The organism is Pseudomonas karstica (assembly GCF_009707515.1).
GTDB classification, from domain to species: Bacteria; Pseudomonadota; Gammaproteobacteria; order Pseudomonadales; family Pseudomonadaceae; genus Aquipseudomonas; species Aquipseudomonas karstica.
On the sequence record NZ_WLYI01000002.1, the window covers coordinates 175,981 to 192,197 of the forward strand.

Below are 16,217 nucleotides of genomic sequence, written 5' to 3' on the forward strand. Positions count from 1 at the left end.
TCAAATTATCGTTGTTCGAGGGCCACGGATGGCGTCTCGGTCGGCCGTTCGGGCATGGGGAAACGCCAGGCACAGGGCAAGGCCAGCAGAATCAGCACACCGGTGGCAATAAACACGTCACTGATGGCGCCGCTGGTTTGCAGCGCCGATCCGGCGTGGGTGGACAGGCGCATTTCCAGCCAGAGCGAGGCGATCACAATTGCCAGGGCGGACACGAGGCGGCGCGAGATGTTGTTCATCGCCGCGCCCTGGGTGACCATCGGCTCGGGCAAGGCGTTAAGCCCGGCGGTGGTCACCGGCATGTAGGAAAGCCCCAACCCCGCACCGCGCACCATCATCAGCAGGAACACCGTGGTGATGCTGGTTTGCGGCGTCAGCAAGCCCAGGCCCAGGGTCGCCGCGCCGGTCAGCAATATGCCCGCCGACACCACGGCCCGTGGCCCGTGCCGGTCCAGCAGCTTGCCGCCCAACTGGCCGAACAGGCTGGCGAACCCAGCGGTGCAGAGCAGTGCCAGGCCGGTCCAGATTGCGCTGTAGCCCAGCACCATCTGCACCAGTAGCGGCAACAACACCAGGCACTCGAACATGCCCACCGATTGCACCACGGCGATGATCACGCTCAACCGATACCCGCGCAGGGTAAAGATCCGCAGGTTGAGCAACGGCGCCGGCCGGCTCAGCTCCACCCGGACAAACGCCACCAGGCACAACACGCCCGCCAGCAGCATCGCGAGGTTGAGTGGATCGACCAAACCGCCTGCGTTATGCAAACGACTGGTGGCGATCATCAACAAACCAATGCCCGAGGCAATCAACAGGTAACCGGCGAGGTCGAAGGGCTTGCGCTCCGGTGGTTCGGAAGCCGGCAGCACACCAACGCCCAGGATCAGTGCCACCAACCCGATGGGCACGTTCATCAAAAACAGCGAACGCCAACTGAACCACTCCAGCAGCAGGCTGCCACACAGCGGCCCCACCGCCGGGGCGAGCATCACCGCTGCGCCCCACAACCCCGTCACCCGGCCCCGCTCATCCTTGGCATACACCGAGAAAATGATCGCCAACGACAACGGAATCATCAGCCCGCTGGCGATCCCCTGGATCACCCGGGCGGCAATCACCAAGGCAATGGAGCCGGCCAGCGCGCCCAGCAGCGAACCGCCGATGAACAGCGCCACGCCCCAGAGGTACAGGCGTTTGCGCCCGATCCGCTGGCTCAGGAAACTGGTCAGCGGCATGGTCATGCCCATGGCGGTCATGAAGCCTGCGACGATCCAGGTCGCCATCAGCGGCCCGATCGCGAACGCGCTCATGAACGCCGGCAGTGCCGGGTTGAGAGAGCTGTTGTTGAGGCTGACCGTGAGGGTGCCCAGCAATACGTTGATCACCACCCAGTGACGCGGCACCTTCACAGCGACACTCCACGCATGTGCTCACTGACAAACGTCTGCACCGGACGGGGATGGCAGAGAAAGTCGGCGTGGGAAATGTTGTAGCCGTAGGCTCCAGCCATGGGCAGTACCAACAGATCGCCGACCTCGACGCCTTCCAGCCGGCAACCGCGACTCAGCACATCCTTGGGCGTGCACAACTGACCGACCACGGTCCAGGTTTTCGCCGTGTCCGGCCGTGGCCGTGGCCGCTGGGGCAAGTGGATGACCGGGTGATCGTGGCTCTGCGCTACCGGCAGGCGGAACTGGTGGGTGCCGCCCCGGCAGACCAGAAAGTGCTCGCCATGGCTGGTCTTGGTGTCCAGCACCTCGATCACGTAGTAACCACAGAAGGCACTGATAAAACGCCCCGGCTCGAAACGCACCACCGGCGGTTGCTCATGGGCCGCCAGACTCTGGCCGAGGTGCCGACACAGGCGCGACCAGTCAAACCGCTGCCCGGTGAGGTAATCGACGCCGATGCCGCCGCCGACATTCAAGTGAGTCGGTGGTTCGGCTCCGGTCGCCAGCGCCTTCCACTCGGTCCAGCGTTGCAAGTAGAAGTCCAGCAGTTGTTCGTGGCGCTCCACCGAGTTCTGGTGGGACATCGCATGCACATGGAAGCCCTTGAGGCTCAGGTGGCTGAACGCTTCAACCCGGCGCACCGCCTCGGGCAGTTCCGATTCGTCGATGCCAAATGGCGTGGCGGTGCCAGCCATTGCCAGTTTGCTGGACAGCGATGGCGGCAATTGCGGGTTGATACGGATAAACACCGGTTGAACGCGCCCGGCCTGTTGTGCCAAACGCTGCAAGCGATCGATTTCGTTGAGGCTTTCCAGGTGAATGGCCTCGACCCGGTTCGCCAGGGCCGAGCGCAAATCCGAGTCGAGCTTGCCAGGGCCGGAAAACACGTACGGCTTGCGCGTTGGGCAAGCCACGACGCGGTCGATCTCGCCGCCCGAGGAAATCTCGAAACCGCTGACCAAGGGTGCCAAGGCCTCGAGCATCGGCGCTTCGCTGTTGGCTTTGATCGCGTAGTACAACTCCACACCGGCAGGCAGCGCGGCCATGACGTCGCTGACGTGCCGGGTCAAGGCATCCAGGTCGTAGACGAACAATGCCAACGGATCGTCGCTGCGGCGCCGTGCGTCGTCGATGGCGGCCAATACCGTCGCAGGCAGCTTACCCATAACGCACCTCCTCGCCCCAGGGCGAACGCAGGTTGACGTAACCGGCCTGGCGGTCGGCCTTGGCAGCCAGGCGCACCTTGAGGTTGGTCTTGCAGGCAATCGACTCGCCAGCAATCATCGCGTCCAGTTCCGGCGCGGGCCGTACCAGCTCATCGCGGATAGTGCGCAGTTGTTGTTCCACGCGCTGCCACATCAGCGGCGCCAGGTGCGCACGCTCCCAGCTCAGGGCCAGCACGGCTTCAGACAGGTTGTTGATCAGCAGGCAATAGCTGATGCGGCTCCAGCCCTGTTCGCGGGTGTAGAGCAGCGACTGGCGAACCCGGGGATGCAAGCCCACATCGATCCCTGCCATGCCCAGCTCATCGGTGAGCTTGACCCCTTCGAAATCCCGCAGCAGCAGTTGTCGGGGCTGTCCGTTGTCGTGAATCAGGATGCTGTTTTGCAGGTGCGGTTCCATCACCACGCCGTGGTTGAAAAACAGCGCCAGCACCGGGCGCAGCAACATCGCCTGGTAGCGGTCGAACCAGTCCAGCAACTGTTCGTCGTCCAGCGCCTGGCCGTTGAAGCCCTGCAGGAACCGGTGGACCAAGGGTTGTGAATGAATATCGTGGGCGAACAACGTGCCGGCCATCACGCTGAGATCGGCACCCGAGCGACGGCAGAAGTTCTCCCGCAGGATCGCCCCGGTCTGTTCGCGGAACCAGTGGCCGTCAACTTCCATGGCGTGTTTCGGCGCCCAGCTCAACGAACCAGGCTCGGCCACGGTGGACAAGCCACCCAGGGTTTCTGGCTGGGTCTGCTGCAAGCGCTGGAACAGTTGATCGATGATCAGTGTGCTTTCCAGTTCGTACCAGGCGTTCTTGCGCACGCAATTGGTAATGCGCACATTCAGCGAACCCTTGATGAAATAGTCATGCCCTTCGATGTACCAGGTGCGCATCGAAGCGGTGGGGCTGGCGAGTGCACCCGTGGTGCCCAGGTCCCGCAGCTCACCGAGCTCCAGCAATACCTGCACCCGTCGATCCTGCACGAACAACTGCGCCTGGACCGGGTGCAGGCAAATGATCGCCCGGCCTGGCCCGGCGCAGCTTTGGTCGGCAAACCCGGCCAGCACCTGGTCTTCAGTCAAGCCGTTGGCGGTGATGCGCAAACCTTCACGCGGCACATCGAACAGATGCAGTGCGGTGCGCGCCTGGAATTCCGGGGCATAGGTTTCCTGGGCGAGGTGTGCCGGCCACAGCCGTGCCTTGGGGGCCGGATGGTTCGGGTGACCGAACCACAAGCCTTGCTCGCTCGCCAGATAACCACTCAGGGGCGCCGGGCCGCTGCCACCCATGTTGTGGGCGACGATGGCGGCGGTCAGGGACTGGCTTTGCAGCACCTGGTCCAATAGTTCGTCGTTGCTGGCGCAGGTCATGTGCTCACAGGCGGCCAGCAGTTGCGCGACGAATTCGGGAAACATCAGGCAGCGCCAGTTATCGTCAGCCTTTCGCGCATAGACATCGGACAAATAGCGATGGCTGCCAAGGCGATCACGACGATCGACAATCACAAAGAATTGTTGCCCATTGGGCAGGCTAATGGTCAGCGGAATACCCTTCCATTGCAGCCCTTCCAGGTAACTTCCGGGAGCAATACCGCCCATTTCTTGCGGCCAGCTATAACGCAGGCAGTTCTCAGGCAGTGCAAACTCTTTGATCAGGCAATTAAGTAAGGCGCGAGTACTCGCCAACTCACTGACTCGATTGGATAAAACCCGGCGATCGGGATCTTGCATAACTTGCGGCATAACTTGCTCCTCTGTAACCCGTGGGATTACGGACGACTTCATGTCTGGGCATCCAAATAACCATTAGCGATAAAAAACCAATAAGTGTTCATGCCCCTATACAGTCCGGGGCTGGTTTATGGTGTTTTATCAATGGCTCGTTAAACGTTTATATTGACTGGCCCATTAATGGGCAGCGGTTTGACCGCGTTCTTGGGAGAGCGCTGCTGTCAGGGCTCTTTCAAATCGGCTAACAGCCAATGCACATTGCTCGTCATCGATAATCAACGGCGGCAACAACCGGATCACATTGCCCTGGCGGCCGCCGCGCTCCAGCAGCAACCCCTGGTCGAAGCAGTGCTTTTGAATCGCCACCGCCAAGGTCGGGTCCCCTGGAAAACTGTTCAAACGATCCGGCGCCTGGCGCTCATCGACAATCTCGATGCCCAGCATCAGCCCACGACCGCGAACCTGGCCGAGGGCCGGGAAACGCTGCTGCATTTGCATCAATTGCATCTTGAGCCATTGCCCGCGACGCTCGGCCTGGGCCGGCAGATCCTGTTGCTGCAAGGCATTGAGCGTCGCAAGGCCGGTGGCCATGGCCATCTGATTACCCCGGAAAGTCCCGCTGTGGGCACCCGGCTCCCACACATCGAATTCACGCTTGAGCCCCAGCAATGCCAGCGGCAACCCGCCGCCGACGGCCTTGGACATGACGATGATGTCCGGCTCGATGCCGGCATGCTCAAAGGCAAACATCTTGCCAGTGCGGCCAAAGCCGGCCTGGACTTCATCGACAATCATCAGGATGCCGTGCTGGCGAGTGATTTCGCGGATTTTGCGCAACCACTGGACCGGCGCGCAGTTGACCCCGCCCTCGCCTTGCACTGCTTCCAGAATGACGGCGGCCGGCAGTGACACCCCGCTTTCCACGTCCTCGATGAACTGGGCGAAGTAATAGGCCAGCGCTTCGACACCGGCCTCGCCCCCGATGCCAAATGGGCAACGGTACTCATGGGGATACGGCATGAACTGCACGCCCGGCATCAACGATGCGACGGCGTTTTTCGGCCCGGTATTGCCAGTCACCGCCAGGGCGCCATGGGTCATGCCGTGGTAACCGCCGCTGAAGCTAATGATGTTGCTGCGCCCGGTGAAGGTCTTGGCCAGCTTGAGCGCCGCCTCCACCGCGTCAGCGCCGGAGGGACCACAGAATTGCAGGCAATAGTCGCGGCCTTGGCCCGGTAACAGGCTCAACAGTTTTTCACTGAAGGCATCTTTTTGCGGTGTGGTGAGGTCCAGGGTGTGCATCGGCATACCCGAGGCCATGAAGTGATCGATGCTGGCAATGATGTCTTCGTGGTTATGCCCCAGGGCCAGGGTACCGGCACCCGCCAGGCAGTCGAGGTAGGTCTTGCCTTCCACATCTGTCACCCATACGCCATTGGCCTTGGCAATAGCCAGCGGCAACTTGCGCGGGTAACTTCGGACATTGGACTCAAACTGGCCTTGGCGGCCCAGATAATGAGCATTGTCTTTTTGTGGAAACTCGGCGTGCAAAACTTTTTCATTCAGCATGTGTATAAACCCCGATAAGTTCGGCATGCAAATTATTCTCATTTACGAGTTACTGCAACCTGTATCAAGAAATAAAAACATGTCTGTGACGGAGTCGACGTTAGTTAAATAACGCGCAGGAGGGGGCCACCTGGAACAAATCGGTTTAAATATACAACTGATCAAAAAAGGCGCTTTGATATCAGCGCAACATGGCTTTGTTAGTTAGCTGTCATATCGGATTAATCACTCAGTTAATTGCAAAGTAATATCACTTGATATCAATACGTTATATAAAAATAAAACAAACCCCATCCATGGGGTGTACATCGTTTTAGAAATCAACAGTGGCCGAGACCAGCAAAGTGCGTGGTGTCGCCAGGGTCAAGCCCGGCTCACTGTCATCCGAGGCGCCGGCCGAACTCCAGTAGCGCTTGTTCGCCACGTTCTCGACATTGGCACGCAGGGTGATGTTCTTTTCGTCGACCTTGAACCCGTAGCGTGCCCCCACGTCGAATCGCTCCCAGGAATCGATTTCCTTATCATTGGACTGGTCCAGGTACTGCGAGCTCGAATAGATGACGCGGCTGGTCAGGGTCAGGCCCTGTACGTTCGGCACATCCCACTCGGCGCCCAGGTTGGCGTTGTATTTCGGCGTGGCGGGCGCCCGGTTGCCATCGAAGGTGCCATTGGTGGTGTTGGTCAACTCACTGTCGATGTACATGACACCGCCAAGCAAGCGCACACCTTTGAGCGGCTCGCCAAACACGCTCAACTCCACACCCGTATTCTCACGTTTGCCGTTGGGGCCGAAGAGGTTCGTCGTGTCGTCTGTCGCATAGGCCGGCTGCTTGATCCGGAACACGGCAGCGGTGACGGCGAGCGCACCGGCGTCATACTTGGCACCGACCTCGACCTGACGGCTGATGAACGGCGGGAAGATTTCGTCGCTGTTATCAGAGCTAGACGGCGCGATCTTGCCTTGGCTCAGCCCTTCCATGTAGTTGGCATACAGCGACAGCTTATCGGTGGCCTTGAACAGGATGCCGCCCGACGGTGAAACCTTTTCTTCATCGTAGGCGGTAGCGCCTTTGACGTTATTCGTCCAGTCGTCAACCTTGACCCGCTGCCAGCGGGCGCCGAGGGTCAGCAGCAGCCGGTCATCGAAGAAGCCCAGGGTGTCGGACAACGCCACGCCGCTGAAGCGGTTCTCGGTGTAGACCTTGTTATCCTGGCGCGTGGGGTTATTTGGGGTGGGTGTTTGCACCGGGTCATACAGGTTGCTGGAGGGCGAAGCATAACGAGCGCCGCCATTTTCAAAATCCATGGAGTAATAGCTGGAGGCCAGGTTGACCTCATGGCTCACCGAGCCCGTATGGAACCAGTTGCGCACCCCAGCCGTGGCCGTCCAGACACTTTCATCCCGGGTAAAGTCACGGGGTTGGACGTTGAAATCGCCAGCATCGTTGAGGATCGTAACGTTATGCCGCAGGAAGTCGTGATTACTTTTACGTGCCCCCACACCGCCGTACAGCATGACCGAATCGCTGAGATCAAATTCGCCGTTCACCATGCCGAAGGTGTCCACGGTACGCGCCTTGCTCCAGTGCTGCGCATAGTTACGGCTCACATCGCTGGCATGCGGAACCTGCGCCTTGGGGCCAACCAGTACACGTTCCTGCGGCGCATCGGTATCACGCTCGGTGTGCCCGATGTCTGTCGAGAGTCGCAGGCGTTCACCACGAAAATCCAGGCCCAGCACGGCCATCTCACGGTCCACGCTCTGGTGATCCCACTCGGTGTCGCCGGACTGCTTAACGCCGTTGAAACGAATACCGAACTGGTTATCTTCACCAAAGCGCCGGCCGACATCCACGGCAACGCCGGGCTGGTTGTTGGAGGCATAGCTGCCGGTGATCGATGTGATGGGCTTGTCGGTCGCGTGCTTGGGCACCACGTTGATCCCGCCACCCACGCTGCCCCGCGGCGAGATGCCGTTGATGAGCTGGCTCGGGCCCTTGATGATGTCGACGCGGTCGGCCATCTCCATGTCGATCGAATAGGTCGGCAGGAGACCATAGAGACCGTTGTAGGAAACATCACTGTTGAACAGGCTCAACCCACGAATGGTGAACTGCTCATAACGCCCACCCGCCGGGTTGGTGGCGCGAACAGAGGGGTCGCTGGCGACCAGGTCGCCCAAGGTGCGAGCCTGCAAGTTCTTGACCGCCTCGTTGGTGTAGGTGGTCATGCTGAACGGCGTTTCCATAAAGTCCCGCGAGCCCAGCAAGCCTTGCGAACCGCGGCGCGCGACCTGGCCGCCGGCATACGGCTCGCCGCCTTCCGAGCCCTCGGCACCGAGCACCGAGGTGGTCGGCAGTTGCAAACTGCCCTGCTCTGGCGCGGGGGCGACGGTGTAGGCCTGCTCGCCTGCGGCTTGCAGTTGCAGGCCGGAACCTTGCAGCAACCGGGCAAAGCCCTCTTCCACCGCGTATTCACCAGAAAGCCCAGCGCTATTGCGACCGCTCACCAGCGCCGGGTCCACCGACAGGTTGACCCCCGCCTGCCCGGCGAACCGGGTCAGCACGGCACTGAGGCTGCCAGCAGGCACCTGGTAGCTGCGCCGACTGGCCTCGTCGGCCTGGCTGGTGGCGATAAAGAAAGGGCTGGCACTCAAGCTCAACATCAGACTCAGGCGTAACAACGGGCGCAACCCGGCGAAGGCCGGGAGTAAAAGCAGAGGGACTATTGCTGTCATTGGGAATAACTCTCATTTCCGTTCGGTTATCTTGAATGACAAGCGAGACAGAAAAAGGGGACACCCTTCAGGCAATATTTTTTCGAAGTGTCAGCGTGACCCAGTAACGGGTGCGGGTTTGCACGTCCAGCGCCAGGGTGGCCGAGAGCAGCGCGAGGATGCGGTCGGTGTTTTCCAGGCGAAAGCTGCCGGTGACCCGCAGAGATTCCAAGGCTTCGTCCCAGCGCAACACGCCCGGCCGGTAGCGCCCCAGCTCCCGCAGAAAATCCCCCAGCGACTGGTTCTGCGCCACCAGCACCCCGTCACGCCAGCCCAATTGCGCCACATCGAAGGTGTCCACCGACCCAGCCCCCGTCACCTGTAGCTTGACTTGCTGGCCCTCGCCCAGGGTCAGCCTCGGCCCGCGCAGCGGTTGCAGTTGTACCGAGCCGCTGACCACCGACACCCGGCAATCCCGCTCCCCCAAACGCACGCAGGCTTCGCCACGGCTCACGGTGATCAGCCCGTATGGTGCCTGGATCGTCAGCGCGGACGCGCCAACAACCTTGAGCGCCATTTCCCCGCGTAGCAGCACCAGGCGCCGGGCCTTGATATCCAGGTCGACGGCGCTGTCGGTGTTGAGGTGCAAGGTGCTGCCGTCCGCCAGCGACCAGCGCTTGTGCTCGCCGGTGGTGGTGTGCAAATCAGCGCGCCAGACATCCAGCGGCAATTGCTGACCCAGCAGCCACGCCGTCGGCACCAACGTGGCGACGCCCAGGGTGCGCTTGAGCACAGCACGTCGCGCCAGTGCCGGGCGATCGAGCGTGGCCATGCCCAGCGAAGGCGGCACGCCGCAGAATCGCTGGCGCAGCCGTTGAGCCTTTTCCCAGGCCGCTTCATGGGCGCTGTGACTTTCACGCCAGCGTTTTAGGCCGGCATGGTCGAATTCATCAGCGTTGAACTCCATCATGGCCAGCCAGCGTGCGGCCGCCCGGGCGACTTCACGGGCTTCAGGCGATGGGGCCGGGTGAATCAAAAGTCCACCAGCAGGCAATGTTCGTAGGCCTGAGCCATGTAGCGCTTGACCGTACGTTCGGAGACTTCCAGCCGCTCGGCGATTTCCCGATAGCCCACGTCCTCCAACTGGCTCCATAAAAAAGCCCGCCGCACCAAGGTCGGCAGGCCATCGAGCAACTCATCCAGGGCTTGCAGGGTTTCCAGCAGCAGCCAGCGTTGCTCAGGAGACGGCACGCTGTCTTCGGGCAGGCTCGCCAGGGCATCCAGGTAAGCCTGTTCCAGATTGCGACGGGTGTAGAAATTGCTCAGCAGTCGTTTGCCGACTGTCAGCAGATACGCCCGAGGTTCATGCATGTCGGCAATCTGTTGGGAACTGGACAACACCCGTACGAAGGTGTCCTGACGCAGGTCCGCCGCATCCCAGGCATTACCCATGCGGCGGCTCAACCAACCTTCCAGCCAGCTGCCGTGATCACGGTACAACGTATGTAGGGAGTGCCCTGTCGGCGTAGCTGCATCACTCATATCAAGAGGCTCTGCACAAAGAATACTATGAATGAGACTGATTCTAATTAATGCTAACGAACTAAACCAAGCCCTTTATGCGCAGAATGTATAAAAGACGACAGTAGGCATGTTTTGGGGGGCAACGATTACAAGGCTTTTCACAGGACAAAAGGCGCCCACACCGGATGGGCGCCCTGGATTTTGGGGCCCAAGGCCACAATCCGATGAGCAGAAATGCCTCAATGGATGTCTTCGGTCAGCGCCTTGCTTTTTCATGATGACTGCTCCCGCTGGATCACCCTTCTCGGCCAGCCCAGAATTCGTGCCAGCGAATCACTGAGCTGACGCCCAGCGTCGTGAGTATTTTGGGCGGCAACCGATTGGGCCCTGGCGCTTGATTGAAGCTGTCGAGAATCTCGGAGCGCAGCCCCGACGCCAGCTCGGCGGCCATCACCCCGGCCAGGGTACTTTTAACCGTGCCCAACCCGTTTTCGCAGCACGCCGAATACAGGTTTTGCTCAATTTCACCAAAGGCAGCGGCGCTGTTGCGACTTAAGCACAACCGGCCGGCCCAACTGAACTCCAAGGCCGTGGACTTCAACTCAGGAAAGCGCGCGTCCAGCGAACGCCGCTGTTCCTTGGCCACCGAAGCCACGCGTTCGGGCGTGACCTGGATACTCGGGTCGTAGGTGAACTTGGTGCGAATCACGATACGTGACTGCCCACCGGATGAAATCTTGCGCACAGTTGCGCCCATGGGGTCCGCCGGCAACAATGCCCAACGAGGTTTACCCGGCACCTCTTTGTCGAACGCCTCATCGCTGTAGGCCTCGGTCATGGAGGCATAGGTGAACACATGCAGCAGGCGTTTTTGATAGTGACCGAAGTCTTCAATATGCCCGTTAACTGCCAGGATGACTTTGGGCGCGTTCACCGCCCCGCGAGTTGAGCAAGCCGTCCAACCACTGCCTTGCCTGGACAATTCAACGATGGGAGAGCGCTCGTAAAGAGTGATCTGCGTTGCCAGCCCCAGAGCCAGATCGCGGATGTATTGCGCCGGCTGGATCATCACCGCACCGGGTGTGTAGACACCGTTCTGATAGTAAGTAGAACCCGTAATTTCACGCATTTGCCGGGCGTCAAACAGGTGGAATCGCTCACCAATACGCTGCAGTGACTTGGCGTAGTTAGCGTTGAGTTTCACCCCACGCTCAGTGGCCGCCGCATTGATCTTGCCCGAAGGATCGAAGGTGCTTGCAGACATGCCGTACTCCCACGCAGCCGCCTGGGCAAACGCAATCGCAAAACGGTTTTGCGTAATTTCCAGCGCTGTGGCCGACTCACTGGCCACCGAGTACTCGCCGGACGACAGGCTATGGGGCACATCAATCATAAAGCCGGAATTCCTGCCCGCTGGCCCTTTGGCGACCTCGTGCGCATCAACCACTACAATGCGCTCGCCCGGGTGCAACTGGGCCAGCCTGCGCGCAGCGGAGAGGCCGGCAAAGCCGGCCCCGATAATCAACCAGTCCGCTGTCACGTTCCCATCAAGTTCACGGACAGGCGCAGTGCGCGTGGAGACGGCCTCCCAACCTGAAACGCCGGTATCGACCGGCAGGCGCTTGATGGTATGGGTGCTCATTTTTCGGTCTCATCATCCGACGGACCCGACACATCGATCCAGATGGTTTTGAGTTCAGTGTATTGGTCATGGGCAAAAATCGACTTGTCCCGACCACCGAATCCTGACTCTTTATAGCCACCGAACGGCGTCGACGCGTCGCCCTCGCCAAAGCAGTTCACCGTGACGATGCCCGCGCGAATCTCCCCCGACAGCTTGATAGCGCGGCGCAGGCTGCCGGTATAGACCGACGCCGCCAAGCCGTACACCGTGTCATTGGCCAGGGCGATGGCTTCTGCGAGGGTGTTGAAGGTAGTCACCGAGAGAATCGGGCCGAATATTTCTTCCTGAAACAAGCGATTATCGGGGGCAACGCCGTCAATAACCGTGGGTTCCACGTAAGCGCCGTGCCGGGTAGCGCCGCCGTAAATCACGTTCAGCTCTTGGGCGGCAGCCTGTTCCAGGTAGGATTTGACCTTGGCGAAATGCTCCGGGCTGATCAGCGGGCCCACACGGTTCTGCGGGTCCAGAGGGTCGCCCATCTGCCATTCGCGGATGTAAGTGCCCATGCGCTGCAACAGCTCATCCTTGACCGAGGCATGCACGATCAGGCGAGAGGTGGCGGAGCAATTTTCGCCCATGTTCCAGAACGCGCCATTGACGACATGCTGGGCAACGGTGTCGAGGTCTTCGGCGTCATCCATCACCACGGCAGGGTTCTTACCACCGCACTCCAGCACGATGCGCTTGAGGTTCGAGTCCGCCGCGTAGTGCAGGAAGCGACGCCCGGTGGCGGTGGAGCCGGTGAAGCTGACCATGTCGACATCGTTGTGCAAACCGATCGGTTCACCGACCTCTTTGCCGGTGCCCGTGACGATGTTGAGCACACCGGCCGGAATACCCGCTGCAAACGCCAACTCGGCAACCCGCAAGGTAGTCAGCGTGGTTTGCTCCGCCGGTTTGACGATCACCGAACAGCCGGCGGCCAACGCCGGGCCGATTTTCCAGGCCAGCATCAGCAGTGGGAAGTTCCACGGCAGTACACAACCCACCACACCGATAGGCTCACGCACCACCATAGTCAGTGCACCGCTACCTACGGGGGCCGTGCTGTCGTAAATCTTGTCGATCAACTCCGCGTGCCAACGCAGGGTGTGAATGGTGTCGGGCACATCGACCAGCTCGCACTCGCCGACCGGCTTGCCACTGTCCAGACTCTCGAGCACGGCCAGTTCGTGCTGATTGCGCTCCAGCAGATCAGCAAACTTCAGCAGGACGGCTTTACGCTCCCTAGGTGCCAGCGAGCGCCAGCGACCATCGTCAAACGCTTCTTTGGCGTTGCTGACGGCATAGTCGACATCGTCGGACGAACACGCCGCGACGTCGGTCAGGAACACACCCGTGGCCGGATTGTGGGTCGCGAAAGTCTTGCCAGACTTGGCAGGCGTGAATGCGCCATTGATAAAGGCATTGGATGGCAACGCAAGTTCTTTGGCGATGGCTGCATAGTCGGCCTTGGTCAGAAGATCACCCATGGCTGACCTCCGAAACAATGCGTGCGACGTTGCCTTGAAGTTCGGTAACCACCGATTGCAGGGCTTGTTTCTCCGGCGCCTGCAACGGTTGCAAGGGGGCGCGCACCTCGCCGACGTTCAGCCCAATCAACTCGCAACCGTACTTGATCGATTGCACGAATTTGCCACCGTCCAGGGCGTTCATCAGCGGCATCATGGCCGACATGATCTGACGACCCTTGTCGAAATTCTTCTCGAGCACACAGGCTTCATAGAGCGCCACGTGCTCCTTGGGCAGGAAGTTGGAACCGGCGCACACCCAGCTGCGTGCCCCCCAGGCAAAAAACTCCAGTGCCTGATCATCCCAACCGCAAGACAGGCCAATTTGTGGATAGCCGTGCGCCAGTACGTGCACACGACCCATGTCGCCGGAGCTTTCCTTGATCGCAATCACATTTTTGGAGGTGACGACCCGGGACAGGTAATCCTCATCCATCGACACGCTCATGCGGCCTGGGTAGTTGTACAGCATGATCGGCAGGTCAGCGGCACGGTCGATGGCCAGGGCATGGATCGCGTTTTCTTCGCTGGTTGGCAATGCATAGGGCGGAGAAGTGACCAGAATCGCGTCGGCCTTGATCGCCTTGGCATCCTTGGCGTATTGCACCGAATCTTCGGTGCGAATCGCGCCGGTGCTGACGATCAGTTGTACTCGGGTGCCAATCACGTCCTTCGCATAGGCGGCCAACTCAGTGCGCTCTTCCGGCGTCTGCGCATAATATTCGCCGGTGGAACCGCCAATGATGATGCCGTGAACCCTGGCCTCGATCAGTGACTCCAGAACATCCGAATAAGCGTTCCAGTTAATGTCCCCATCGGCGTTATAAGGGGTGACGGCGGGCGTATAAATGCCTTCAAATCTCAAGATACATTCTCCGAATACAAGTTATATGGAAGACCAACAGGCACGTCATCGTTGACCGCTTGAGGCGCGATAAAGCGTTAAAAACTCACTTGAACGTCAGTTACTATTGAACCCAATAACGCCATGCCACAGTTAACCGCGCGCATGACATTGCTCTGCACCCTCTATAAAGGTGAAGTTTTCAACACATGATTAACTAGGCGGATGCATTACAAGGTTGGGAGTACTCTTGCCGCTTTTTCATAAACGACCTCCAGAAGCTATGCACCGTTAATACGGTTTGTTGTTGAATTCAGACTGGCATGAGGAACAGAGGGCGGTCAATAGAACGCTTTGGCGTCGTTTGCACTTCTACTGAGATAATACGGTACGTGGAAAAAATATTAATCCTTTAAAATCAATAACTTGATCTTAAAAATCCTTTGCCCGCCTATGGATCGATAACATTTGATTATGCATTGATCAGCGTAAATGTTTCTTGTTGGGGGCTGTTGACCAACGTAGCCTTTAGAACAGCGCTATTTAACGGGCGCCTCCGTTGTTTATTAATTGAAATTGTAATAACAAAAATATCGAGACGCCTACGTATCAAGACCGTTTAGTCAGGCTTTCCTGGCAGTCCTGCCGTACCGTCCCCTGGCTTTTGGAGTGTATTGACCGTGAGCACCAAATCCGCCGTTTCAAATCTTATCGCACAGCGCAAACCTGATTACGCGCTGCCCGGTGCCCTCTACAGCGACCCTGATGTGTACCGCCAGGACCTCGAGCAGATCTGGCATAAGAGTTGGATCTTCGCAGGGCACACATTTGAACTGGAAAAACCCGGCCAATACCTGTCGCTGCAGATCGGTGATTACCCAGTGGCCGTCGTGCGCGGTGGGGACAAACAGATTCGAGCCTTCCACAACGCCTGCCGCCATCGCGGCTCCAAGGTGTGCCCGCAAGACAGCGGCAAGGTCGCCAAACTGGTGTGCCCCTACCATAAGTGGACGTTCGAGCTGGATGGCAGGTTGCTGTTCGCCGGCAACATGGGTGATGACTTTGATAAAGCCGAGCACGGGCTCAAGCCGGTGCATTGCGAGATCGTCGAGAGCTACATCTATGTGTGCGTCGCGGACGTTGCCCCGGACTTTTCCTCATTCAGGAAGGCCCTGACACCCTTCGTCACCCCCCACGGCCTGGACGACTGCAAGGTAGCGTTCGAATCGAGCATCATCGAGAAAGGCAACTGGAAACTGGTGTTCGAGAATAACCGCGAATGCTACCACTGCGACGCGACCCACCCGGAACTGATGAACTCTTTCCTCGATAACCCTTCGGTGGGCGGTGCAGAAGATGCTGAAGACCTTGAGCTCCAGGCGCACTGGGATCGCTACGAAGCCTCAGGCCTGCCGAGCCGTTTGGTGATGGACGACGATGGACGCTTTCGTATGACACGCATCCCGTTATCGTCAGGTGCCGTCAGCTACACCATGGACGGCAGGCCCGCCGTCACCGGCCGCCTGGATAAGAGTGGCGAGGCCGACATCGGCGCACTGTTGTATTTCAACTATCCGTCGACCTGGAACCATTTCCTCGGCGATCACGCGCTGAGCTTTCGCGTATTGCCGCTCGGCCCGGGCGAGACCATGGTCACTACCAAATGGATTGTGCGCAAAGAAGCACAGGAAGGCGTTGATTACGACATTGACCGCCTGACCAAAGTTTGGGTCGCCACCAATAACCAAGACCGCATCCTGGTGGAAGGCGCGCAGGTCGGCGTCAGCTCCCCGGCCTACGAGCCAGGCCCGTTGTCCCTGGGCAGTGAAATCGGTGTATGCCAGTTTGACGACTGGTACTGCAAAACCATGCTGGAACACCTCGACGACGACAAAATTCCGCTGAGGCCGGTCGGCTAAGCGCTACATTGCCGGTGGTCACCACGCGTTGACCACTGGCGCGCCCTTCCCGT

At 59.5% G+C, this 16,217-nt stretch carries 11 protein-coding genes; 1 reads left to right on the plus strand and 10 read right to left on the minus strand.

Annotation, left to right across the window (positions count from 1 at the left end; genetic code table 11):
• Positions 1-5: 5 nt before the first annotated feature.
• From GIR22_RS02285 to GIR22_RS02330, 10 genes are all read right to left on the minus strand, one after another.
• Positions 6-1,412: a DHA2 family efflux MFS transporter permease subunit gene (locus GIR22_RS02285; RefSeq protein WP_178122042.1), complete on the minus strand. Its 1,407-nt coding sequence runs from the start codon at positions 1,410-1,412 to the stop codon at positions 6-8.
• Complete coding sequence (locus tag GIR22_RS02290) at positions 1,409-2,620, minus strand: type III PLP-dependent enzyme (protein ID WP_154741728.1); 1,212 nt, start codon at positions 2,618-2,620, stop codon at positions 1,409-1,411. The genes GIR22_RS02285 and GIR22_RS02290 overlap by 4 nt, the downstream gene beginning before the upstream one ends.
• Complete coding sequence (locus GIR22_RS02295) at positions 2,613-4,397, minus strand: IucA/IucC family protein (protein ID WP_154741834.1); 1,785 nt, start codon at positions 4,395-4,397, stop codon at positions 2,613-2,615. Before GIR22_RS02295 ends, GIR22_RS02290 begins: the two co-directional genes overlap by 8 nt.
• Before the next feature lie 177 nt (positions 4,398-4,574).
• Positions 4,575-5,966 carry a diaminobutyrate--2-oxoglutarate transaminase gene (locus GIR22_RS02300; RefSeq protein ID WP_154741729.1) on the minus strand — a complete coding sequence of 464 codons (1,392 nt, stop codon included), beginning with the start codon at positions 5,964-5,966 and terminating at the stop codon, positions 4,575-4,577.
• Positions 5,967-6,279: 313 nt separating this feature from the next.
• Positions 6,280-8,703 carry a TonB-dependent receptor gene (locus tag GIR22_RS02305; protein ID WP_154741730.1) on the minus strand — a complete coding sequence of 808 codons (2,424 nt, stop codon included), beginning with the start codon at positions 8,701-8,703 and terminating at the stop codon, positions 6,280-6,282.
• A 67-nt stretch (positions 8,704-8,770) separates the two neighbouring features.
• Entirely contained in the window at positions 8,771-9,715 is a 945-nt protein-coding gene (locus GIR22_RS02310) for a FecR domain-containing protein (RefSeq protein ID WP_178122055.1), read from the minus strand.
• Entirely contained in the window at positions 9,715-10,224 is a 510-nt protein-coding gene (locus GIR22_RS02315) for a sigma-70 family RNA polymerase sigma factor (RefSeq protein ID WP_154741732.1), read from the minus strand. Before GIR22_RS02315 ends, GIR22_RS02310 begins: the two co-directional genes overlap by 1 nt.
• 277 nt (positions 10,225-10,501) lie before the next feature.
• Complete coding sequence (locus GIR22_RS02320; protein WP_154741733.1) at positions 10,502-11,848, minus strand: NAD(P)/FAD-dependent oxidoreductase; 1,347 nt, start codon at positions 11,846-11,848, stop codon at positions 10,502-10,504.
• The gene (locus GIR22_RS02325; protein ID WP_154741734.1) at positions 11,845-13,362 is read right to left on the minus strand and encodes an aldehyde dehydrogenase; all 1,518 of its coding nucleotides are present in this window, start codon (positions 13,360-13,362) and stop codon (positions 11,845-11,847) included. Before GIR22_RS02325 ends, GIR22_RS02320 begins: the two co-directional genes overlap by 4 nt.
• A complete protein-coding gene (locus tag GIR22_RS02330) occupies positions 13,355-14,266 on the minus strand; it encodes a dihydrodipicolinate synthase family protein (RefSeq protein WP_154741735.1) in 912 nt (303 codons plus the stop codon). The genes GIR22_RS02325 and GIR22_RS02330 overlap by 8 nt, the downstream gene beginning before the upstream one ends.
• Positions 14,267-14,925: 659 nt before the next feature.
• Here GIR22_RS02330 and GIR22_RS02335 point away from each other — a divergent pair.
• Positions 14,926-16,164 (plus strand): SRPBCC family protein, encoded by a 1,239-nt coding sequence (locus tag GIR22_RS02335; RefSeq protein ID WP_178122043.1) that lies wholly within the window; start codon positions 14,926-14,928, stop codon positions 16,162-16,164.
• Positions 16,165-16,217: the final 53 nt, after the last annotated feature.